Origin of the sequence: Negadavirga shengliensis (genome assembly GCF_042652345.1) — a bacterium.
In the GTDB taxonomy this organism is placed as follows: domain Bacteria; phylum Bacteroidota; class Bacteroidia; order Cytophagales; family Cyclobacteriaceae; genus Negadavirga; species Negadavirga shengliensis.
The window spans coordinates 459,274-480,615 of record NZ_JBHSJJ010000001.1; the positions used below are offsets into that span (position 1 = coordinate 459,274).

A 21,342-nucleotide genomic window follows, 5' to 3' on the forward strand; every position below is an offset into this window, starting at 1 on the left:
ACATATACCATGAAAAACCTTATTGTTATTTTGACAGGAGCTGCGCTTTTGAACCTCTACTCCTGTAATCAACCGAACGAACAAAAACAAGAAGACAGACCCAATATTATCTTCATCATGTCTGATGATCACGCCTACCAGGCCATCAGCGCTTACGGTCACCAGTTCAACCACACCCCCAATATCGACAGGATCGCCCAGGAAGGGGCTTTGTTTTCCAGGGCCACGGTGACCAATTCCATTTGCGCCCCCAGCAGGGCCGTCGTTTTGACCGGAAAACACAGTTTTGTCAACGGCAAAGTCGACAACGTGCAGCCGTTTGACTGGGACCAGGAAAGTTTTCCAAAGCTTTTACAGGCCAATGGCTACGCTACAGCCATGATAGGCAAAATCCATCTGGATGGATTGCCGCAGGGTTTTGACTACAGCATGGTACTTCCCGGACAAGGGCACTATTACAATCCGGACTTTCTGATCAACGGGGAAAGGACGCGGATCGAAGGCTACGTGACCGACATCACCACCGAGCACGCACTCAAATGGCTCAAAGAAGACCGTGACCCCGACAAGCCCTTCCTGCTGATGTACCACCAAAAAGCCCCGCACAGAAACTGGCAACCCGCACCGGAATACCTGACATTATTTGATGACACCACCTTTACGCCTCCCCCCACCTATTTGGATGCCGAGTCCGGTTACGCAGGGAGGGGAACCGCGGCCAAAACCCAGGAAATGGAAATAGATGGCCATGCCCAATGGGGACACGATTTCAAAATGGTGGTGGATCCTAAAGGGGACAGTACAGGATTTTCCAGGGAACTGGCCAGGTTCAATAAGGAACAACTGGAACAGTGGAAAGCTGCATATGATCCAAAAAATGAAGCATTTAAGCAGGCATATGGCAAGGGGGATGAATCCACTTTCGGGGATGCAAAGCGAAGGGAAATCGGTGTCTGGAAGTACAACCGTTACATCAAGGATTATTTAAGGACCATACAGTCCGTGGACGACGGCGTGGGGGAAGTGTTGGACTATCTGGAAAAAAACGGCCTTGCCGACAACACCATTGTGGTCTATACCTCCGACCAGGGCTTTTATCTCGGCGAACATGGCTGGTTTGATAAGCGCTTTATGTATGAACAGTCCTTCAGGACGCCGTTGTTGGTCAAGTACCCCAGGGAAATCCAACCTGGCACCGTCATCGACCATTTGGTACAAAATCTGGACTTTGCCCCCACATTCCTGGATTATGCGGGAGTACCCGTTCCTGAGGACATGCAGGGCGCGTCTTTCCGGCAATTGCTGAACGGTGAGAGCAATGAATGGAGGGATGCGGTTTACTACACGTACTACGAATATCCGTCGGTCCATATGGTCAAAAGGCATTACGGCGTGGCCACGGACCGGTACAAGCTGATGCATTTTTACTACGATATTGATGAATGGGAGCTTTACGACTTGGAAACCGACCCGGAGGAACTTCGCAATGTATATGACGACCCTTCCTACAGCGAGGTCCGTGAAATGATGCATGAGAGACTTGATGAAATGCGGGAAAAATATGGCGACAGTGATGAAAACAACCAAAAATTCCTGGATGCCTATATGAAAGTGTATGACAACAGATAGCGGTAAGCTCCATGGAAAGTAGAAAAAATCCCCTGAAAGCTACGCAGTCAGGGGATTTTTAGATAGAAGGAAATTATTCTCCTATGGCTCTCATAGGATCTTCATTAGGTATTCCGGGGGGTTGAACCACATGGGTGGCATCCTTCTAGTGTCATGTCAAGAGTAAATTGACGGAAATCTCGTCGATTTTTTGTCCACTAATTCCACTAATTGACTAATTTTATGGAAGAATATTCTAATTTAAACGGCTTTTTTTAAATCAAAAATCTTCCTTCGTGCTAATTAGTGCAATCCGTGGACATTTGCGGAACCAATGGGGAACAACAGAAATCCGACATTTCATACTTGACTTAACACTAGAACCCTAATTCTAACATCGAATCCGCTTTCCCGGCAGTTGATTCCATGAATAATCGGGTTTTGCATAGCCTTAAAAAGCCCTATCTTTACCATACCGTATAAATCGAATCACATGGACAAGCCAAAATGATACCCGATGGGAACAAAGGTTTTCTAACTTCAAAAAGGCCCTGGATAAATTGGACCAGGCGGTTACCCATATCCAAACCGAATATTATTCGGACGGGGTTTTTGATGAAACCTTTTTTTGGTGAGGGTGATGACATTATCAAAGAGGAAAAACTGCTTGAGAAATGAAATACGGGCTTGGGGAAGACGACATCAACCAAATCAACGGGGTATATGCATCCTATCCCCTATATCGAAAGGGTCATTATATATGGCTCGAGGGCAAAGGGGAACCTCCGCCCCGGCTCAAATATAGACCTTACGATGGAGGGGGAACACCTGAATCTCAGTGAGCAAATGGAAATCGAAGACAGACTGGACGATTTGCTGTTGCCTTACAAAATTGACCTGTCTATCAAACAGCATATCCGAAACAAGGACTTGATCGGGCATATTGATGGCGTGGGGAAGGTTTTTTATCTTAAAAGTTAGATGTTGCAGTGATCGGGTAAGTTGTGAGGTTAAAATTAAACCTATTTTAGGTTTAAAGGGACATAAAACTCAGCCTATCAGGACTTTAATTTTCTTCCAATTACAAACAAAGCCACTAAAGAAACTATAGTAGAGCCTAAAAGAACCGCTCCCGCTGTTTCATAGTCATGCATTACCAACTGAAAACCAACATACAGTGCCGTAAGTGCAATAATCAACCCAAAAATCTGACCGTTAAAACTTTGGTTCAACTGTCTTCTAGTCAATCTATTCTCGATAGCATGTCTATGTTTTTGCTCCAATTCTGCCATTTGCATTATTCGATCGGCACCATTAGTGATTATAAGATTGTATTCATTCAAAGTTTCCGGCGTCGGCAGAGGACCTGAATGATAATTTCGAATTATTCTTCAACCCGATATTAGCTCACTTCTTTGGGTGCGACTTTCTTTAAAGCGGCTTCAATCTCTGAATTGTTCTCCGTGGGAGGATGTTTCTGGCTTTTGGGTGTTTTACGCATTAATCTATTTCCACTAAAGAGTCGGTATTTTTCTCTGTTTTGTAAGTCCTAGCCGATTTTCTAATGTCATCCCCCACATTTTGCCAATCACGGCTTATCATTCTTATGTCCCTATTGGGATCAATTGATTTAACTTTGGGAAAATCCCCCCAGATATTTAGAACTTTACCAAGGCCAATCAAAAAAGAAAACCATCCAAATTTCTTTTGGATCTTCTTGATCAATACAGCTGATTTTCGGGAAAAAAAGATAAAAAACAGGGTTTACATCAAGCTGAGTTTGGATGACGAAAGAAAAAAATTAGCGAACTTGGACAAAGTCCTGTTTTCGGGAGGGAAACTGTATGCGCTGAGCCCGGATTCGTTGATTGTCATCGACCATCTAAAGCTGGATCAACCCGTTGTTTGCCTGAGGGAATTGGATTAGAGCCTTAACCTCATCATTTCAAGTTCTGCCTGTTTCTAGGGTATTGGTATGATCAGGGTCCCTGAATCTCTATATCCTTCCCTATCCGTCTCCTTATTCCCAAAATCTCCTGTTGATGTCCCGTAGATGTAACCATAGTCCACCCAGTCCCCGGGCAGGATGTCCCCATGCCCGGGGGAGGATAAGTAGGTGACAAGAGCTATAAAATCCGTGTTTTACCCGTATTTTATCCGTGTTTTATCCATATTTGAGCTTATCATAAGCTATACAAAACCTTCCTCCTCTCCCCTGCAGTTCCTATCCCTATCTGGATATGAAGACAAGGGGGGATGCAAGCCGAAAGCTTCCCGCATTCCTCATGAATAGTTTAAAATGGTTGTTGTTTGTGGGGGTGGTCCTTTGTGTTTTTTATAGTCCCTACGATCCCCTTTTCACACATTATTCAAGAAGCAAAAAATAGGGAATAAGGGATATACATATATTCGGCGTTCAGCATTCATTATTTAGACATCTTTTGTTTAATCCTGGCATGGATGACCCATAAGAAAAAAGGCCCGTGGCGACAAGCGATTCACGATGGTTCAAGATCGGTCGTGCCTACCTTATTAAGGACTTCGCGTTCCTAAAGAGCTACTGCCTTATTCTGCCGAAACTGACGTTAAATCAGCGGACATGGGCGCCAGTAGGGAAGAAAGACACTTTTTCCATTTTTGCCATACATATACCCTACTTTTCTATTAACTTTACGCCTCCTTTTGAGGGGGTTGGGATTTAATCAAACAAAAATGGCCCTCCTTCGGAAAAAGTGACAATATTTCAACCAAATCATTACAGTGAAGCAATATCAGGAGTTCAAACAGGTAGATTACCCGGGCATAGGAGAGGAGATACTGGCATTCTGGAAAACCAAGGGGATATTCGAAAAATCCGTCAAAACCAGGGAAGGGGCACCCACTTTCACCTTCTACGAGGGCCCGCCTTCCGCAAACGGCACCCCGGGTATCCACCATGTGATGGCCCGTGCCATCAAGGACGTGTTTTGCCGATACAAGACCCTGAAAGGATTTCAGGTGAAAAGAAAAGGCGGTTGGGATACCCACGGCCTTCCCGTGGAACTACAGGTGGAAAAAGAACTGGGCATTACCAAAGAAGACATAGGAAAAACCATATCCGTAGAAGAATACAACCGCAAATGCCGGGAAACGGTGATGCGTTACAAAGACGAATGGGATGACCTTACGGAGAAGATTGGCTACTGGGTGGACCTGGATGATCCCTATATCACCTTTGATTCCCAATACATCGAAAGCCTCTGGTACCTCTTGAAAAAACTGTATGAAAAGGACCTGCTTTACAAAGGCTATACCATACAACCTTATTCGCCCGCGGCCGGCACCGGACTCAGCTCGCATGAACTGAACCAGCCGGGATGCTACCGGGATGTTAAAGACACTTCCGTCACGGCCCAGTTTAAGGTAAAAGGACAGCAGGATACTTATATTTTGGCCTGGACCACCACGCCATGGACCCTGCCATCCAATTCGGCCCTCGCCATAGGCGAAAAGCTGGATTATGTGAAAATCAGGACTTTCAATCCTTACACTTACCAAGCCCAAACGGTGGTATTGGCAAAGGAAAGGATGGGCGCCTATTTCCATCCCAAAGGCGCTGATACGTCATTGGCCGACTACAAGCCGGGCGACAAAGTGATCCCGTACGAGGTGGTGGAAACCTTCAAAGGCAAAGACATGCTGGGTTGGGAATATGAACAATTGTTCCCCGTAACCGGGCTGGAACTTCCCCATCCCGCATTTACGGTAATCGCCGGGGATTATGTAACCACCGAAGACGGTACGGGTGTAGTCCACCTGGCCAAGGCCTTTGGTGCGGATGACTTCCGTACTTTGGAACAGCAGGGCGTTCCGGGGGTTTTTGTCAAGGACGAGCAGGGAAATGACATCCCCATTGTGGACAAAAAAGGCCGGTTTTTGCCTGTGATGGGCAGGTACCTGAAAGCAAAAATGCAGGAGCATGGCATCGTCGCCCATAAAGTGTACGGCGAGGATGATTTCTATGTGAAAAATTATACCCTGGATGATGAAAATGAACCGGAATACAAAAACACGGATGTGATCATCTCCATCATCCTGAAAAATGAAAACAAGGCCTTTAAGGTAGAAAAATACGAACACAGCTACCCCCATTGCTGGAGGACGGACATGCCTGTGCTTTATTATCCCCTGGAGAGCTGGTTCATCCGGACCACCGCCTACAAGGAGCAGCTGGTGGCCCACAACAAGACCATCAACTGGAAGCCGGAAACCACGGGCACGGGCCGTTTCGGCAACTGGCTGGAAAACCTGGTGGACTGGAACCTCAGCCGGTCCCGGTTCTGGGGCACGCCCCTTCCCATCTGGAGAACGGAGGATGGTATCGCTTCCAAATGTATAGGCTCCATCGCCGAGCTGGAAGCCGAAATACAGCAATCCATTGAAAAAGGTTATATGGAGGCCTCTCCTTTCAAGAACGGGGAAGTAGACCTTCACAGGCCTTATGTGGATGAGATCATCCTGGTTTCCGAAAACGGGGAAAAGATGTTCCGGGAACCGGACCTGATCGACGTCTGGTTCGACTCGGGTGCCATGCCTTATGCGCAGTGGCACTATCCTTTTGAAAACGAGGACATCTTCAAAGCCAATTACCCGGCGGATTTCATCGCCGAAGGCGTGGACCAAACCCGGGGCTGGTTCTTTACCCTGCATACCCTTGCGGTGATGCTTTTTGACAGTGTTTCTTTCAAAAATGTGATCGCCAATGGCCTGGTGCTGGACAAAAACGGCAACAAGATGTCCAAACGTCTCGGCAATGCGGTGGACCCGTTTAAAACCTTGAAACAACATGGACCGGATGCCCTCCGGTGGTACATGCTGAGCAACGCCAATCCCTGGGACAACCTGAAATTCAACATCGATGGGGTGGTGGAAGTGCAGCGCCGGTTCTTTGGCACGCTGCAAAATACTTATAATTTCTTTGCCCTTTATGCCAACCTTGATGCATTCGTTTACGATAAAGAAAAGAGCATCCCGGTCAAAGAACGGGCAGAACTGGATCAATGGATCGTTTCGAAACTGCAATCCCTGATCAAAGAGGTGGAAACAGCTTATGACGGGTATGACGTGACACCCGCCACGCGGGCCATCATGAACTTTACCGTGGACCAATTGTCCAACTGGTATGTGCGGTTGGCCAGGAAGCGGTTTTGGAGAGGGGACATGAGTGCGGATAAGCAAGCCGCATACGAAACCCTGTATGAGTGCTTGATGGCCATTTCCAGGTTGATGTCTGCCGTGGCCCCGTTTTATGCGGACTGGCTGTACAGGAACCTTACGGCATCTGTACAAAGGGAGGTGCCTGAATCGGTGCATCTGACCGACTGGGAGTCGGGCGATGATTCCCTGATCGACAAGGACCTGGAAGGCAGCATGCAGTTGGCACAGGATATCTCTTCGCTGGTGCATTCGCTCAGGAAAAAGGAAAAATTAAAGGTGCGCCAGCCTTTGCAAAAGATTCTTATTCCTGTGCTCAACGAAACCACCCGGCGGCAGATCCAACATGTGGAGGAACTGATCAAGGCGGAGGTCAATATCAAAGCCATTGAGTACATCGATGATACTTCCGGTATTCTGGTGAAGAGTGTCAAACCCAATTTCCCGCTTTTGGGCAAGCGTTTTGGTCCCAAAATGAAGCTGGTAGCCAAAGCTGTGCAGCAATGGGGCAAGGAGGAAATCTCTGCCATTGAAAGAGAGGGGAAACTGGAAATTGACCTGGATGGTGAAAAAGCGGTTTTGTCGCTGGAAGAAGTATTGATCCAATCCCAGGATATTCCCGGCTGGTCCGTGGCCACGGACGGGGGGATCACAGTTGCCCTTGATGTCACGGTGACAGAAGCATTGAAACAGGAAGGCATTGCCAGAGACCTTGTGAACCGGATACAGAATCTCCGCAAGGACATGGGCCTTGAGGTTCAGGACAAGATCAACATCAAAGTGGCAAAATACAGTGAAGAAGTGGACAACGCTTTGCTGAACTTCTCGGGTTATATACAGGCAGAAACCCAAGCGCTTGAGTTGGCTGTAAACGGCGATCTTCAGGAAGGCACCTTGTTGGATATGGACGAGTTTGAACTAACGGTCAAGATAGAGAAAGTGCGGTAAGAATCCCTGTTTGTCTGACAGGCAGGTATCTGACCATTAAATATACATTGCATACAGATGAAATATTGGAAATATTTTGGAATCACACTCTTAGTGATTCTTGTAGATCACATCGTAAAACTGCTGGTGCATTTCCAGATGGATTTTGGCACAGTGGGTCAGATCAAGGTTTTTGGTGAGTGGTTCAAGCTGCATTATACCACTAATCCGGGCATGGCCTTTGGGATGCAGCTGGGTTCAGATTACGGTAAACTGATACTGACTACATTCAGGCTGGTGGCCATGTTCGGTATCGGATACTACCTTTATGCCTTGATCAAAAAACGGGCCCATCCGGGGTATATCATCTGTATCGCTATGATTCTGGGAGGCGCAGTGGGCAACCTGATAGACAGTATTTTCTATGGGGTGCTGCTTAACAACGCTCCTTATGATGCTCCCAATCCCTGGTTTCACGGTCAGGTGATTGACATGTTTTATATTGACATTTGGGAAGGTTTTATTCCTGATTGGGTACCCATCTTTGGTGGAAGCTATACCGCCTTGTGGCCGATATTCAATATTGCGGATGCATCGATTTTTGTGGGAGTAGCCATCATCCTGATCTTTCAGAAGCGCTTTTTCGAGACTGAAAGGATGAAGGAAGAAGAGGACGAAATACAGAAGCAGTTTATCGATGAGAAGCAGGTATAAAATCCATACCGGCAAAAGCATCCTCCAAGACTCATAACCTGGAGGATGCTTTTATGTATCAACCGGCCGGGGTCTTCCGAGCAAATACAGTTTATTTCCCCCTTTTCCCTTGATTTTCCCGGTTTCCCATAGATAATGCTCACTTGACACTCCCTGCAGCAGGTAGTCCATGTCGTCCATGGTATAAGTCCTCGCGTTAGAAACAGCACCGTCCCAAGCGATAAAAACAGGTAAAATGGGTATCAGATAGGTGAACAGCAGCTGCTGCAAAGTCAGGGGTCTGACCAGCGGCGTCACAAAAAAGCTGGTCAAAAAAGCTACGGGAATCGCCAGCCACCATAAAAACCGGGGGGCGGAATTGTCACTGATCTCAAAAACCAAAAGGGGCTGTCCGGCATCTCTGGCATTTCTCAAAATCCGGCGGGCCAGTTCGGGCTTCATATGGTGCATACTGCTCACCATTGTCCTCACCCCTTTTAAATCAAGGGGGACACGGCTGGCATCCAATGGCTCCCTGTGGTAAGTTATTCGTTCTCCCCTCCTCTCATTGAATTCCTCCACGGCAAATTGGTTCGGGTACAAATCGCTCAACACCAACCTAAGCTTTCCAAAATCACCCGAAGCCCTGAGTTTTTCATAAACCTCGACCATAGGTCCCCCGCTACCCGAACAGAGGTCAAGGATGACGGGCTTTTCACTGGAAGCCAACGCCTTTTTTACCAAAGGCAAAAGCGAGTCGGAAGTTTTCAAAATCCTATGGAAAGCCATCATGTACTGGGTCATCATCACCCTGATCCAGTCAGGAAACCATGCTTGGTCCTCAAATTCAAAAAGCTGGATTCTTTTCATAACCAGTATAAATATAGAAAAAACAACACGGGAAAACACGGGATATACACCTAATAATGAGCCATATAATCATCCTTTTCCCGATGATCAATTAATCTTTTATTTGAAGAGACAATTCTCTAAATTTGGCCACACCTAAAAATTAAAAAAAATGGATTTAGAAAAATTTAAAAAGCTGAAAGCCAATTATGACAAGCTCATGGAATTGGCCAACAGAGCCGTTCCATCAGGAGAGTTTGCCAACCAATCCAAATCGGTATGGTTTGACAGGCAGTCGATCGAAAAATTATTGGCACAAACGGATGAGAAGACCGGAGGTTTGAAAATCTTTTTTGGCGTTTATGACGAAAGCACGGCCGCAGATATCCAAAGCAGCCGCCCCGGAAAGGAATCCATCGGAAAACTTACCGTCATTCTGACCGCGTCAGATGAAAACAAAAGCACGGACCTTCCAGACAGGATAATGAACGGAGGGAAGACCTGCCCTCCCGACTGCTAAAAGGCATCTTTTCAAACCTTTATATCCTCCAAAGTAGGTAAAATATCATTTTTTCTTTGGGGGATGCTATTTACCCAAATTAGATAAAAGTTAATTTTTGTGATATTCCGGTTTAAATAAAATGGAATGCTTATTTTTGAATGAGTTGAATTTCACCTAATCAAACGAGCAGCTTCGGAAGACCAAGGATCACGGATCGTTTCCTGGAATGACAGGATAAGGTAGGTTCAGGAAAGGAACACGCAATTAATTGATCGCAAAAGCATTTATTAGATGGGAACCGGTATATACCTTTTCTGCATATCAGTTGGTTTGATCATGTCGGCCCTATATTTTGTCATCGGGCCAAAAGACATCTCCTACCGTTATTCCCATAAGTATATCTTTTTTCTCATGGCATTTGTGTTTGCTTTTGAAATGTATGCCATATCCTTAGTGAACCAGGGAAAACCCAATGTATTAGTTTATAATATTTGTTTCGTCATCGCGGAAACCGTTGTTATTTTATGGTATTTAGGTATTATTCTAGAGAATAAAAAAATGAGGAGGCATATTTCAGTCTTTATCCTTGCTTTTCTTGGTTGGGCATTACTGAATAGCCTTTTTTTGCAGAATATCGCCGAAAGAATCCTGAATTATACCTATCTCCTGGCCAGCCTCGGCATAAGCTATTTTTGTGTATATTTTCTCTTTCAGGTGTTTAATTTTCAGAAATACAGGGATACCTCTGTGGTTTCCATTCCGTATTTTTGGCAGGTTACTGCCTTTCTTATCTTTTACACCACTTCGGTCATCTATTTTATTTCACAATCCATAACTTGGGACTATGATCTCTACCTGAACAATTTTCTGGGAAGTATCAATAGGATTTTTGCCGCATTGATGTACTTGCTTTTAGGGCTCTCCTTCTATGCTCCCATGGCTTTTAGTAAGATCTATGGAAGACAAGTCCTTTGAAATGGTTCTGGCCATATTTATTGGCATTATCATGATGTTCATCATGTCCGGCTTCATCGTCTCCATCGTCATCATCCACAGGCAGAGGCAGATAAAAAACAGGCATAAAGTGCAGATGTTGAAGACAGATTATGAAAACATCATCCTGAACACGGAAAAAGAAATAAGGGAAGAAACCCTTAAATACGTGAGTCAGGAACTCCATGACAATATCGGTCAGATGCTCTCTCTGGCCAAGCTGGTCCTAAACAGTCCCGAACCCACCGCGGCGGCAGAAGGCAAAAGACTCATTAACCAGATTATCAAAGAGGTAAGGATCCTATCCAAATCCATCAACAAGGATTATCTCAAAGATGTCAGGTTCCAGGAATTTTTGGAGGAAGAACTCCATAAAATCGAAAAAAGCGGTTTTTGTAAAACCAGCCTAACCATCCAAAATGGTCTGGAGGATCCTCAGGACAGCAATAAAAAACTGGTGCTCATCCGTGTGGTTCAGGAATGCTTGAACAACGCGATCAAACATGCTTCACCGAACATTATTGCTATCTCTCTGGAGCAAGATGAAAGTTATATGATTTTAACTATAAAGGACGACGGAATCGGTTTCGATACATCTGTCAAAACAACAGGACTTGGGCTTAGAAACCTCGAATCCAGGTTGCAGGCTATAGAAGGGGGATTGGAGATGAGCTCTGAACTCCAAAAAGGCACAGAGATCAAAATCAAAGTCAATGTCTGAAAAATATCGTAAATGGATAAAAAAACAAAAATAATTCTGGCTGATGACCATAAGATGTTTGCCGCAGGGATCGAAAACCTGCTCAGAAGAGAGCGGGATTTTGATGTTGTTGGGGTGTACCATAATGGCAGAGAGGTTTTGGAAGCCATGTCAAAAAACCGCGTGGACCTGGTCATCACCGATATGAATATGCCCGGAATGGACGGACTGGGCCTCTTGCAGCACATCAAAAAGAAAAGATGGAAAGTCAAAATAATGGTGCTCTCCATGTACGATGATGAGGAGATATTTCAGAAATGCATCAAGCAGGGTGTGCATGCCTATGTGCTGAAAAACGCTGATCCTGATGAGCTTATCTATACAATCAGGGAAGTGATGGAAGACAGACATGTAGTTGATTTCAGACACGTATTGCATCAGGCAGAAGAGGATCAAGACCAGTACGATCAGTACGACCACTTTAAAACCACCCTAAAACTTTCCAAACGTGAGTTGGAAATATTGAAGCTTATCGCCCAAGGTAAAAGCAACAAAGAACTGGCTGATATCCTCCATCTGAGTGTGTATACGGTAGAAACCCACAGGAAACACCTCCACCAAAAGCTCGAAGTCTCTTCGGTGGCAGAATTGGTAAAAAAAGCCTTGGATATGGGGTTAAGCTGAATTCTGGCAGAGTATTTGCCCCGATGCGGGAAAAAACTTTATACATTATGAAAAAACTATTTTTATTGACTTTTGTTTTTATGGCTTTGCTGATTTTCCAGGCAGAGGCACAGATAAGCGCCGGTATCCAAAGACTTACTTCTGATACATTTGTCACCATCGGTTCTGATCCGGATAACAAGATGTTTGGGGAAGCAAGGATAGCCACTGGCAGATACATCGGTCTTGAGGGGACTTTCGGATACAATTTTATCCAACGGAATGAAGTGAATTTTTACAGTGGCTTCCACATCGGGGTCGATAGCGACCGGGACCGGGACCTTTATCTTGGAATACCTCTGGGTCTTTTTGTCAAACCGTTTAACACGCAAAATTTCGGCTTCACGCTGGAAGCCAGCCCCATATTTCCTACCGGACGACCAGGGAATTATCTGAGGGCAGGAATAGGTCTCAAATACGCTTTCAGATAACCAATCAGGCTTTAATCTTAGCCAAGGGGGTCATTCCGGCTTTTGTTTTGTCATTCACATTGACAAGCAACTCGGCATCCAAGGGAAGAAAAACATCTACCCGGGATCCGAATTTGATAAACCCAAATTCCTTCCCCTGGATCATGGGATCCCCCTCTTTTACATACCACTTGATCCGCCGGGCCATTGCACCGGCAATCTGTCTGACCATTAGTCTTAAACCGTTTGGTTGCTCCACCACGATGGAGGTTCTTTCATTTTCGGTACTTGATTTAGGATGCCATGCCACCAGGTATTTGCCCGGATGGTATTGGAAATACTTGATTATGCCACTTATAGGAGACCGGTTTACATGTACATCAATGGGCGACATAAAAATAGAAACCTGGATACGCTGTTCTTTCAAATATTCGTCTTCCATGGTTTTTTCCACAGCGACCACCTTGCCATCAGCCGGAGCATAGACGAGTTCAGGATCATTGGGTATAGGAATGCTTGGGTTTCTGAAAAACTGCAGTATCGCTAAATACAAAACAATACTCCCCAGCAATACCACATTAAGCAATGTCTCCTTATCAGAAACGGTCTGGTGTAAGCCAATATTGACCGCCGCCAGTATAAACAGCAACCAAAACAGCAGGGGTCTTCCTTCTTTATGAATGGTCATAAGATATAATCAAATCTTAGTAAATCGGTATATTCATTTGTTATCCACTTACCCCGTTAAACAATCGCCCGGGGCAATAATTTGCTGCAATTTACAACAATTATCAGTATGGAAACAAAAATACAACCAGACCTGCTTTTAAGTTCCTGGCAGAGAGTAAAATATAGAATATTATAAAAGTCGAAGGAAAATTCAGGCATTTCCCGTCTGAATTTTTGAAGAAAACAATCAGGCGGTTTATGTCATAAAAAGACTGCCCTCAGGCAGCCTTTTTTATACTTTCTTAAATGGATCAACTTCCCACCCGCGATTGAAGTTCGGGAATCAAGCCTTCAAACTTTCTTAATATTCTTCCCCACTCCCTAAACGCTTCATCGGATTTCACGGTGGCTCCTTTGACATTGGAATATTCACTGACCATCTTGACCTTGTACTCCAGGGGATTGGTGTTTCCCAACTTAATGATACATCTTGACCTTACAATTGAGCCGTTAAAGTTCTGAGCCAACCAAGCCGTCCTCAGATAACCTGTTTCCCTATCTGTAGTTTCGATCACATCGAAATAGGTAGTGACTATCCTGGAAATGAGTTTCCAGGCTTCTTCTTCCGGTTGCTTAGGGCCGATGCTGATATCCACATTGGCGATGTCAGAATTTGAAGATGCCGTATATGCCTCATCAACCGTAAGTCGTACAAATTCGCTCTTGCCAGGCTTAGGTTGGTTTTTCCTATGACACAAAGTTCTTTCCTCAATCATAAAACCCCTTTTTTCTATCCGGATATTCACGCAGGTGCCCTTATTGATCTTAAGTTCTACCGTACCTGCTCCCGCCAACTGACCATCCACAAATATATCGGCATCCTGTTCGGAAGCCGAAATCTTGACTTTTTTGGCAAAAGCCTCGGTTGACAAAATGGTCACAAAAAGTGCCAATACCACTACTGTAAACGTTCTTTTCATAGCTGCCCAAATTAAAGTTATAAAATTGATAAGGTTATAAAATACCTAAAACAAAAATAATTTAATAATACCATAAAACAAAAATGAAATTGATATTTTGCAGTATAATATTTTACTAAACTCAAAATAATCAATAAAAAAATTCACACATATATTAAATTCCATAAAAGTTTCTCATGGAATAATAATATTTTAAAGATGAATTTTTAAAAAATCTTCAAGAAAGCTACAATAAAAGGCGTGGAAAGCAACAGGCCGTCAAAACGGTCCATAAATCCACCATGACCCGGCAAACCCCTTCCGGAGTCTTTGATGGCGATACTTCTCTTAAAGAGGGATTCGATCAAATCCCCATACGTCCCCGCAATGATGATGATAGCGGTAACGCAAAACCATTGCCATACCGGTAAAATTGTAAATTGTTGGGCAAGGAAATAAGTGACGACCACGGCGGTAAATGCTCCTCCCAGGCTTCCCTCCCACGATTTTTTGGGAGACACCCTTTCAAAAAGCTTGGTTTTGCCAAACTTGGTTCCGGCAAAATAGGCGCCAGAATCACTGGCCCACAAGATCAATAAAGAACCGATCACAATTTCATAGTGAAAGGTATTCTTGACCGAAAAAGCAGCGATTGTCAGCAAAGAGAAAGGTACAGCTACATACAATATGCCAAGAATCGTAAAAGCAATCCCGGTAAAAGGTTTTTTGTCTGATTTCCTGTACAGTTTTATAAAAAATATCATGGAGAACAACGGGAATACCAGGAAATAATATTCTATGGGAATGATCTTCATCTCCTCCAAAAATGTGAATGTGAAAATCAACAAGCCGATAAACGTGCCGAAGCTTTTCAATGGCAGCATCCCGTCAATTCCAGATAACTTGTAAAACTCCATTTGCGTAAATGTCTGAATGATGCCAAAAACGATGAAATAAGCCCATTCACTATAATAGGAACTGCCCATAATGATAATGGCCCCTATGATCGCTGTGATTACTCTTTGTGCTAAGTTACTATAGTTGCTTATACTAAAACGAGATCTCATTATCAATGATATTAATTGCCCGGATGGCTTCCTCCGAAGACACCATGATTTCGTAATTGCCGTGTATTCGGTACACGGGATCCTTTTTGTTGACAATAACGGCCGTAACACCCTTTCCCTCCAAAACCCCCTTCACAATTTCCGCTCTTATAGAGGATCCTGTCTCATATACTTTATGCCACTTGTCCATAGTCCTTGTTATCCTGTTGTTTCAAAAAAAGTCTGAAACTGATTCCAAATACCACCAAGCCGATGAGAATGTAATGCCAGTAAAGCTCTCCGGAATCTTCCAGGTCAAATTCCATCACGTCGAGTTTATTCATGTACACCATCAATACGGTAAAGGTATTGTTGAGGGCATGGGCTGCCATGGGATATAAAAGGTTTCCGGAAAACACATACAGATAACCAAACAAGGCTCCGAGCATCAACCTTGGCATGAAACCGTAAAACTGAAAGTGTATGGCGGAGAATACAATGGCCGTAATCCATACACCCATATGCATGCTTCCGGTATAGTATCTTATTTTGGGTTGGATAATCCCCCGAAATAAATACTCTTCTCCGATACCGGCAAGCACGCCGATTACCAGGATACCGACCAGAAGCTCAGTCATATTCTCAAAATCCGTCAAAAACTTCGTCAGTTCCATGAGCTGCGCTTCTTTGCTCCGAAGCGTTTCCTCCAGTCCGCTCAGCGCCTCCGGAAATTCCATGTTCATGTTTAAGTGTACAAAAAGGGAATTGAACAAGACAAAACCGAGCAATAACGGCAGTAAAATAAGGAAGTCATTGAACTTTACACTTCTAAATTGCTGTTTCCATTTCATGGTTTTCCGGTCCACAAAATTGATAAACAGCCAGCCACCCAGAAAAAAAGCAAGCCCGCCGCCAAGGCCCTGGATAAACAAAAATGCCACCCTGGCATTAGGATGCTCCAATTGGACCATCAGCAGGTCCTGCAACTGTGTCAATGGAATACCGAATAACAAGGGTATGAGGCCAATGGCCATCGCTTGCAAAACCGCAAGGGATCCGAATACCAGCAGAACCAAAACCGTAAAAGATAATAACCAGTGGTGGCGGACATTCTTGCCTGTCTTATGTTCGTATATTTCCATATTCGGAGTAAATTTACAGGAAATAGCGGGCACCACAAGGCGGTTATTTAAAATGGGTTTAATTATTTAAGTGAAAAAAGTTTATTAAAATCAGCCATTTCATTGATTTCCAAGGAGAAACAATCAAATTCGCAATTAAAATCAAAAGACGTGATCAAAATCGGTGACTTGAACTTAGGCGACTTCCCCCTGCTATTGGCCCCTATGGAAGATGTGAGTGATCCACCATTCAGGGCCTTATGTAAGGAAAACGGGGCGGATCTGATGTTCACGGAGTTTATTTCCTCCGAAGGACTCATCCGTGATGCGGCCAAAAGTGTGCAAAAGCTGGATATTTACGAATACGAAAGACCTATCGGTATCCAGATTTTCGGAAATGAAATAGCGTCCATGAGAGATGCTGCGGCCATCGCTGCAGAAGCCGGTCCTGACATCCTGGATATCAATTATGGCTGTCCCGTGAACAAAGTGGCTTGCAAGGGTGCCGGTGCCGGGATCCTGCTTGACATTGACAAAATGGTAGCCATGACCGCCGAAATAGTCAAAGCGGTGGATATTCCCGTTACCGTCAAAACCCGGCTCGGATGGGATGATCACACCATCCGTATACAGGAAGTGGTCGAAAGACTTCAGGACGTAGGCATACAGGCGATCAGCATCCATGCCCGGACACGCAAGCAAATGTATAAAGGCGAAGCGCGGTGGGAATACCTCGCTGAAGTGAAAAACAATCCGAGAATACATATTCCGGTCTTCGGAAATGGTGATATCGACAGCCCCCAGAGAGCCAAGGATTACAAAAACCGGTACGGTGTGGATGGCCTGATGATCGGCAGGGCTTCTATAGGATATCCCTGGATTTTTAACGAAATCAAACATTATTTTCAAACGGGAGATCTGTTGCCCCCGCCTGATCTGGAGGAAAGAATCCGGGTGGCCAAGAAGCACCTTGATTTCTCAGTGCAATGGAAAGGTGAAAAACTTGGTTTGTTGGAAATGCGCCGCCACTACACCAATTATTTTAGAGGCATGCCTCATTTCAAACCTTACAGAACAGAGCTGGTAACATCTGAAAACTATCAGGAAGTCTGCCAGCTTCTGGACGAGGTGGCAAAAGTATTTGAAGGGGTGGAATTCTAACCTTTCCGGATTTATTCCCCGGAAGATCATCTATTAACCGACTGTATGGATATGAGCATTTTTTTCAATGGGAGACATTAGAAATGATCATTCTCTGAAAAGCTGGGGGCTGCTGATCCTGCTCTCCCTGATTTGGGGCAGCTCCTTTATCCTGATCAAAAAAGCGCTTGTGGTTTATTCCCCGGGAGAAGTAGGCGCCTTCCGGATCGTAACAGCCGGTGCGGTGTTATTGCCCCTTTCCATGCCGAGGCTGAAGTTTCTAAGCCAAAAACAGGTAATCAATCTGATCATTGTGGGATTGGTGGGCAGTTTTATACCTTCTTTTTTGTTTGCCATAGCCCAGACCCGGCTTTCAAGTTCTTTGACCGGCGTCTTAAATGCCCTCACTCCCTTAATGGTGATGTTGATAGGGGCATTTATATTCGGCTTCAAAATCACCGGTAAGAATGCCATCGGTCTATTGATTGCCTTTATAGGCGTAGGGGTTTTGGTAATAGGAGGGACAGGCTCCCCCTCAGGCTTCCTCTCAGGAATAAATTTATATGCCCTGTTTGTGATCCTGGCTACCGTTTGCTATGGATTCAATGTGAATATCATCAAATTCCGGTTTGTGGAATTAAAACCGGTGGCCATCACGGCGATATCCCTGATGATGGTGCTCCCATTGGCTTCGATTTACCTCTTCGGATTCACTGAATTTTCGTTTAAATTGGTTCACAAAGAGGGTGGATGGCTGGCAGCGGGTTATATCACCTTGCTGGGAGTAATAGGCACGGCCGCCGCCCTTGTCATCTTCAATGCGATGGTGAAGCTGGTTACCCCGGTTTTTGCCAGTTCTGTAACTTATCTTATTCCGGTAGTCGCCATTTTTTGGGGCGTATGGGACGGGGAAGTATTGTTACCCGTTCATTATCTCGGGATTATCGCCGTCATTCTCGGGGTATGGGTAGGAAATAAAAGAAACAGTATTCGGAATAATAAATAAGGCAAAATTGAAAATTGTCATTTTTTTGCCTAGTTTGGGTCTTATATCCAGTCCACATGTTTGATAACCTATTTGATTTTGAAATAGACGCCGCCTTGAGGAACAGGATCATTCAGACGGTCCTCATCATCCTCATTATATGGGTAATCAACAAGATATCTGTCCGGCTCATCTACCGCGGTGAATCCGTGGAAATGAGAAAGCAATATCACACACGTAAAGTCGTCGAATATACTTCTTTCTTCATCGGTATATTGATCATCGGCAACCTATGGATAAGCAATTTCCAATCCGTGACCACTTTTTTCGGCTTGCTCTCAGCAGGTATCGCCATTGCTTTAAAAGATATCTTCGTGAACATCGCAGGATGGGCTTTCATCTATCTTCGTAAACCATTTGATGTGGGAGACAGGATTCAGATAGGCGAGGTAAAGGGGGATGTCATCGACCTGAGGTTATTTCAGTTAAGTGTGCTTGAAATCGGAAACTGGGTGGATGCCGACCAAAGTACGGGAAGGGTTGTCCATATTCCCAATGGGAAGGTATTCACGGATACCCAAGCCAATTATTCCATCGGATTCAATTATATATGGAATGAACAAACCGTATACATTACCCTGATGAGTGACTTTAAAAAAGCCAAAGCCATTTTAATGGAAATATTAAACACCCATCTTAAAGATGAGTTAAAGGTAGCTGAGAAAGTTTTCAGAAAGGCCAAACATGATCATCTGATCGTATATAAACAATTTACGCCTATGGTCTTCACCAATATTACGGAAAGGGGGGTCCAGCTATCCATGCGCTATATCTGTGATCCTAAAAAAAGAAGGATGCTCCAGCATTCCATCACGGAGGCCATACTGGAAAAATTCGGGCCCGAGGATAACATACGCTTGGCATACCCCACTTCTACCGTGCTCCTGCATCAAGACCAGCCCCATCCTGCTGTCCACCCTCAAAAGGGTCCGAAATAACTTCGGCATTTCCCCGGAGCCTGTTCCGCCAGGCATAGGCCAGCATGGGAAGCTGGGCATAGCTTTTTACCCCGGCTTTCACCCCCTGGGTTTTGAGGTACAGGTCATTTGATTTTTTGCTCAGTTCCAAAAAAAAAGGCTGAACAGAGAGGATGTTTTCTCTTACAGAGGCCATATCGTTCCTTATGCCTATGGGAATGGAAGCCACGAAAGTCTTATAAGCATCCGGATCCATACGATAGAGGTCATTGAGATGATACCGGAAGAGCCGCAGTTGTCCCGAGTACTGGAGCAAGGGGTCCTCACTTACCGAGCATATCAGCCAACCTATAAAATTTGCTTCCCCTTCGTCCGTTACGCCATAACTATGGGCCATTTCATGGGCAATGGTGAAGGGCTTTTCGAGCGGATGGAGACTGGGATCAATATAACTTTCGCCCGTAAAGGGAAAATAGATACCATAAATGCCCATTCTCCTCATAAAACCATGAGGGTGAAATTCCTTGGTCCGGGGTATGCCGGTAAAGTTCAGCCCAAGGAGATACAGGTTTTTGCCCATTTCTTCCCTTACCCGGCTTTCCAATTCCTTATAGACCGGAAAAGAAGATATGGCGACTGTATCGGCTTGGATATTAGCGCGCAACTGGATCAATAGCCTTTTGGTCAATTCCATTTCCTGCACCAATATCTCCTGTTCCAAAGCCCTGGGTTTAAGGGAAAGCTGCTCAAAAACCGGTATTCTCTGATAGTTGAAGCCCCAAAAAATCAAAAAAAAGAATACCAGTCCTCCCGCAAAATTTAAAATTGACCGAAGGGAGTACATACCCCTTTCTTTCCAGCCGGACCGCCTTTTCACAAGGACAAAAAACCTCCCTATCAAAAAGACCAGAAGCCCGACAAATAAATAAACAGTAGGAAAAGGAAGCCGCCCAATACCCAGATCGGTAAGGTTTCTGACCACAGGAAAAAAAGTCCGGGAATAGATGGTTTCCGTTTTCTCCGGATGCAACATGGCGATGCGCCTTGCCACCAGGGCGAGGACCCCCAATATGGCCCACGTCCAGTTTCTACCGAGCATTTAATATGAATTTAATATAATCGTTTACTGACACCTACACTTCCCTCCATTTAGACGGTCATATCCCCTCTGCCTCCACGCCTTTGACTTCTGGCAGCATCCCGGTCAAAAGGTTCTCAATACCCGCCTTGAGGGTAATCGTGCTGGACGGGCATCCAGAGCAGGCTCCCTGTAACAACACCTTGACCACTCCGTCATGGAAACTATGAAAAACGATGGCCCCTCCGTCCTGTTCCACAGCCGGACGGATGTATTCATCCAATATGCCCTTGATCTTCTTTACCGTTTCACTGTCGTGCTCATCAAAAAGCGGATCCTTGTCTTGATGCACGTTCACGGCATTTTTGCCGGATTCCAAATAGTTTTTGATGTGATTTCGAAGGTGGTCCTGTATATCCTCCCACGCAACATCCTCTTTCTTGGTCACCGTGACAAAATTAGCAGCAATAAAAACCCTCTCCACCGCAGCAAAATTAAACAGCTCCTTGGCTAAAGGCGAATTTTGGGTACTGCCTTCATCAGGGAAATCAAAACTTACTCCGTCATCTGTCAACATAAAATTGGCCACAAATTTTAGGGAGTTTGGATTCGGATTGGCCTCCATGTATAAGTGGACAGGTCTTTTTTGTGCTTGTAGCATACCTTTTTTATTTTAATTGCATAATATATGTCCGTACCTGGATGTACGGACACAAAATCCGTATATCAGACACTCCTAAAACGCCCTTTATGATAATATGGTTCGGTC

General features: G+C 44.8%; 22 protein-coding genes. 13 read left to right on the forward strand and 9 right to left on the reverse strand.

Annotated elements, in window-relative coordinates:
* Nucleotides 1-9 precede the first annotated feature (9 nt).
* Both ACFPFU_RS01875 and ACFPFU_RS01880 read left to right on the forward strand, forming a co-directional pair.
* Nucleotides 10-1,629, forward strand: a complete 1,620-nt coding sequence (locus ACFPFU_RS01875) for a sulfatase family protein (RefSeq protein ID WP_377060933.1) — start codon at nt 10-12, stop codon at nt 1,627-1,629.
* A 702-nt stretch (nt 1,630-2,331) separates the two neighbouring features.
* Complete coding sequence (locus tag ACFPFU_RS01880) at nt 2,332-2,589, forward strand: nucleotidyltransferase domain-containing protein (RefSeq protein WP_377060935.1); 258 nt, start codon at nt 2,332-2,334, stop codon at nt 2,587-2,589.
* Nucleotides 2,590-2,666: 77 nt separating this feature from the next.
* On the opposite strand, the gene ACFPFU_RS01885 is transcribed toward ACFPFU_RS01880, so the two are convergent.
* Nucleotides 2,667-2,996 carry a DUF2335 domain-containing protein gene (locus tag ACFPFU_RS01885; protein WP_377061393.1) on the reverse strand — a complete coding sequence of 110 codons (330 nt, stop codon included), beginning with the start codon at nt 2,994-2,996 and terminating at the stop codon, nt 2,667-2,669.
* A 329-nt stretch (nt 2,997-3,325) separates the two neighbouring features.
* Here ACFPFU_RS01885 and ACFPFU_RS01890 point away from each other — a divergent pair, with 329 nt between their 5' ends.
* From ACFPFU_RS01890 to ACFPFU_RS01900, 3 genes are all read left to right on the forward strand, one after another.
* On the forward strand, nt 3,326-3,535 hold the full coding sequence (locus ACFPFU_RS01890; RefSeq protein WP_377060937.1) for a hypothetical protein: 210 nt from the start codon (nt 3,326-3,328) through the stop codon (nt 3,533-3,535).
* A gap of 833 nt (nt 3,536-4,368) precedes the next feature.
* The gene (gene ileS, locus ACFPFU_RS01895; RefSeq protein ID WP_377060939.1) at nt 4,369-7,749 is read left to right on the forward strand and encodes an isoleucine--tRNA ligase; all 3,381 of its coding nucleotides are present in this window, start codon (nt 4,369-4,371) and stop codon (nt 7,747-7,749) included.
* Between the two features lie 57 nt (nt 7,750-7,806).
* A complete protein-coding gene (locus ACFPFU_RS01900; protein WP_377060941.1) occupies nt 7,807-8,442 on the forward strand; it encodes a lipoprotein signal peptidase in 636 nt (211 codons plus the stop codon).
* 51 nt (nt 8,443-8,493) lie between these two features.
* Here ACFPFU_RS01900 and ACFPFU_RS01905 read toward each other — a convergent pair whose 3' ends face one another.
* Nucleotides 8,494-9,291, reverse strand: a complete 798-nt coding sequence (locus ACFPFU_RS01905; RefSeq protein ID WP_377060943.1) for a class I SAM-dependent methyltransferase — start codon at nt 9,289-9,291, stop codon at nt 8,494-8,496.
* 151 nt (nt 9,292-9,442) lie between these two features.
* Between ACFPFU_RS01905 and ACFPFU_RS01910 the strand changes: the two genes are divergently transcribed.
* The 5 genes from ACFPFU_RS01910 to ACFPFU_RS01930 all read left to right on the forward strand — a co-directional run bounded on the left by ACFPFU_RS01910 (nt 9,443) and on the right by ACFPFU_RS01930 (nt 12,619).
* A complete protein-coding gene (locus ACFPFU_RS01910; RefSeq protein WP_377060945.1) occupies nt 9,443-9,790 on the forward strand; it encodes a hypothetical protein in 348 nt (115 codons plus the stop codon).
* Nucleotides 9,791-10,063: 273 nt separating this feature from the next.
* Complete coding sequence (locus ACFPFU_RS01915; protein WP_377060946.1) at nt 10,064-10,747, forward strand: hypothetical protein; 684 nt, start codon at nt 10,064-10,066, stop codon at nt 10,745-10,747.
* Nucleotides 10,728-11,486 carry a sensor histidine kinase gene (locus ACFPFU_RS01920; protein WP_377060948.1) on the forward strand — a complete coding sequence of 253 codons (759 nt, stop codon included), beginning with the start codon at nt 10,728-10,730 and terminating at the stop codon, nt 11,484-11,486. The genes ACFPFU_RS01915 and ACFPFU_RS01920 overlap by 20 nt, the downstream gene beginning before the upstream one ends.
* Before the next feature lie 12 nt (nt 11,487-11,498).
* Nucleotides 11,499-12,149, forward strand: a complete 651-nt coding sequence (locus ACFPFU_RS01925; RefSeq protein ID WP_377060950.1) for a response regulator — start codon at nt 11,499-11,501, stop codon at nt 12,147-12,149.
* A gap of 47 nt (nt 12,150-12,196) precedes the next feature.
* Nucleotides 12,197-12,619 carry an outer membrane insertion C- signal gene (locus ACFPFU_RS01930; RefSeq protein WP_377060952.1) on the forward strand — a complete coding sequence of 141 codons (423 nt, stop codon included), beginning with the start codon at nt 12,197-12,199 and terminating at the stop codon, nt 12,617-12,619.
* A 4-nt stretch (nt 12,620-12,623) separates the two neighbouring features.
* Here the strand turns inward: ACFPFU_RS01930 and ACFPFU_RS01935 are convergent, their stop codons facing one another.
* The 5 genes from ACFPFU_RS01935 to ACFPFU_RS01955 all read right to left on the reverse strand — a co-directional run bounded on the left by ACFPFU_RS01935 (nt 12,624) and on the right by ACFPFU_RS01955 (nt 16,414).
* Nucleotides 12,624-13,286 carry a phosphatidylserine decarboxylase family protein gene (locus ACFPFU_RS01935; RefSeq protein WP_377060954.1) on the reverse strand — a complete coding sequence of 221 codons (663 nt, stop codon included), beginning with the start codon at nt 13,284-13,286 and terminating at the stop codon, nt 12,624-12,626.
* A gap of 292 nt (nt 13,287-13,578) precedes the next feature.
* Nucleotides 13,579-14,247, reverse strand: a complete 669-nt coding sequence (locus ACFPFU_RS01940; protein WP_377060956.1) for a hypothetical protein — start codon at nt 14,245-14,247, stop codon at nt 13,579-13,581.
* A gap of 206 nt (nt 14,248-14,453) precedes the next feature.
* Nucleotides 14,454-15,293, reverse strand: a complete 840-nt coding sequence (locus ACFPFU_RS01945; RefSeq protein ID WP_377060957.1) for a phosphatidate cytidylyltransferase — start codon at nt 15,291-15,293, stop codon at nt 14,454-14,456.
* Nucleotides 15,277-15,483, reverse strand: a complete 207-nt coding sequence (locus ACFPFU_RS01950) for a putative signal transducing protein (protein ID WP_377060959.1) — start codon at nt 15,481-15,483, stop codon at nt 15,277-15,279. The genes ACFPFU_RS01945 and ACFPFU_RS01950 overlap by 17 nt, the downstream gene beginning before the upstream one ends.
* The gene (locus tag ACFPFU_RS01955; RefSeq protein ID WP_377060961.1) at nt 15,467-16,414 is read right to left on the reverse strand and encodes a CPBP family intramembrane glutamic endopeptidase; all 948 of its coding nucleotides are present in this window, start codon (nt 16,412-16,414) and stop codon (nt 15,467-15,469) included. Before ACFPFU_RS01955 ends, ACFPFU_RS01950 begins: the two co-directional genes overlap by 17 nt.
* Nucleotides 16,415-16,564: 150 nt before the next feature.
* On the opposite strand from ACFPFU_RS01955, the gene dusB reads away from it, so the two are divergent.
* The 3 genes from dusB (at nt 16,565) to ACFPFU_RS01970 (ending at nt 19,516) form a co-directional block, all read left to right on the forward strand.
* Complete coding sequence (gene dusB, locus ACFPFU_RS01960; RefSeq protein ID WP_377060963.1) at nt 16,565-17,554, forward strand: tRNA dihydrouridine synthase DusB; 990 nt, start codon at nt 16,565-16,567, stop codon at nt 17,552-17,554.
* Between the two features lie 67 nt (nt 17,555-17,621).
* Nucleotides 17,622-18,539 (forward strand): DMT family transporter, encoded by a 918-nt coding sequence (locus ACFPFU_RS01965; RefSeq protein WP_377060965.1) that lies wholly within the window; start codon nt 17,622-17,624, stop codon nt 18,537-18,539.
* A 56-nt stretch (nt 18,540-18,595) separates the two neighbouring features.
* Nucleotides 18,596-19,516, forward strand: coding sequence for a mechanosensitive ion channel family protein (locus tag ACFPFU_RS01970; protein ID WP_377060967.1), 921 nt, complete (start codon nt 18,596-18,598; stop codon nt 19,514-19,516).
* Here ACFPFU_RS01970 and ACFPFU_RS01975 read toward each other — a convergent pair.
* Nucleotides 19,452-20,594: a DUF3810 domain-containing protein gene (locus ACFPFU_RS01975; RefSeq protein WP_377060969.1), complete on the reverse strand. Its 1,143-nt coding sequence runs from the start codon at nt 20,592-20,594 to the stop codon at nt 19,452-19,454. The genes ACFPFU_RS01970 and ACFPFU_RS01975 overlap by 65 nt on opposite strands.
* A 58-nt stretch (nt 20,595-20,652) precedes the next feature.
* Nucleotides 20,653-21,234, reverse strand: a complete 582-nt coding sequence (locus ACFPFU_RS01980) for a NifU family protein (RefSeq protein ID WP_377060971.1) — start codon at nt 21,232-21,234, stop codon at nt 20,653-20,655.
* Nucleotides 21,235-21,342: the final 108 nt, after the last annotated feature.

What these genes read in the sequence shown, in the direction of transcription:
- ACFPFU_RS01875 (WP_377060933.1), top strand. Translation starts at nt 10, where the DNA reads ATGAAAAACCTTATTGTTATTTTGACAGGAGCTGCGCTTTTGAACCTC.
- ACFPFU_RS01880 (WP_377060935.1), top strand. Translation starts at nt 2,332, where the DNA reads ATGCATCCTATCCCCTATATCGAAAGGGTCATTATATATGGCTCGAGG.
- ACFPFU_RS01900 (WP_377060941.1), top strand. Translation starts at nt 7,807, where the DNA reads ATGAAATATTGGAAATATTTTGGAATCACACTCTTAGTGATTCTTGTA.
- ACFPFU_RS01905 (WP_377060943.1), bottom strand. Translation starts at nt 9,291, where the DNA reads ATGAAAAGAATCCAGCTTTTTGAATTTGAGGACCAAGCATGGTTTCCT.
- ACFPFU_RS01910 (WP_377060945.1), top strand. Translation starts at nt 9,443, where the DNA reads ATGGATTTAGAAAAATTTAAAAAGCTGAAAGCCAATTATGACAAGCTC.
- ACFPFU_RS01915 (WP_377060946.1), top strand. Translation starts at nt 10,064, where the DNA reads ATGGGAACCGGTATATACCTTTTCTGCATATCAGTTGGTTTGATCATG.
- ACFPFU_RS01920 (WP_377060948.1), top strand. Translation starts at nt 10,728, where the DNA reads ATGGAAGACAAGTCCTTTGAAATGGTTCTGGCCATATTTATTGGCATT.
- ACFPFU_RS01925 (WP_377060950.1), top strand. Translation starts at nt 11,499, where the DNA reads ATGGATAAAAAAACAAAAATAATTCTGGCTGATGACCATAAGATGTTT.
- ACFPFU_RS01930 (WP_377060952.1), top strand. Translation starts at nt 12,197, where the DNA reads ATGAAAAAACTATTTTTATTGACTTTTGTTTTTATGGCTTTGCTGATT.
- ACFPFU_RS01935 (WP_377060954.1), bottom strand. Translation starts at nt 13,286, where the DNA reads ATGACCATTCATAAAGAAGGAAGACCCCTGCTGTTTTGGTTGCTGTTT.
- ACFPFU_RS01940 (WP_377060956.1), bottom strand. Translation starts at nt 14,247, where the DNA reads ATGAAAAGAACGTTTACAGTAGTGGTATTGGCACTTTTTGTGACCATT.
- ACFPFU_RS01945 (WP_377060957.1), bottom strand. Translation starts at nt 15,293, where the DNA reads ATGAGATCTCGTTTTAGTATAAGCAACTATAGTAACTTAGCACAAAGA.
- ACFPFU_RS01950 (WP_377060959.1), bottom strand. Translation starts at nt 15,483, where the DNA reads ATGGACAAGTGGCATAAAGTATATGAGACAGGATCCTCTATAAGAGCG.
- ACFPFU_RS01955 (WP_377060961.1), bottom strand. Translation starts at nt 16,414, where the DNA reads ATGGAAATATACGAACATAAGACAGGCAAGAATGTCCGCCACCACTGG.
- ACFPFU_RS01965 (WP_377060965.1), top strand. Translation starts at nt 17,622, where the DNA reads ATGGGAGACATTAGAAATGATCATTCTCTGAAAAGCTGGGGGCTGCTG.
- ACFPFU_RS01970 (WP_377060967.1), top strand. Translation starts at nt 18,596, where the DNA reads ATGTTTGATAACCTATTTGATTTTGAAATAGACGCCGCCTTGAGGAAC.
- ACFPFU_RS01975 (WP_377060969.1), bottom strand. Translation starts at nt 20,594, where the DNA reads ATGCTCGGTAGAAACTGGACGTGGGCCATATTGGGGGTCCTCGCCCTG.
- ACFPFU_RS01980 (WP_377060971.1), bottom strand. Translation starts at nt 21,234, where the DNA reads ATGCTACAAGCACAAAAAAGACCTGTCCACTTATACATGGAGGCCAAT.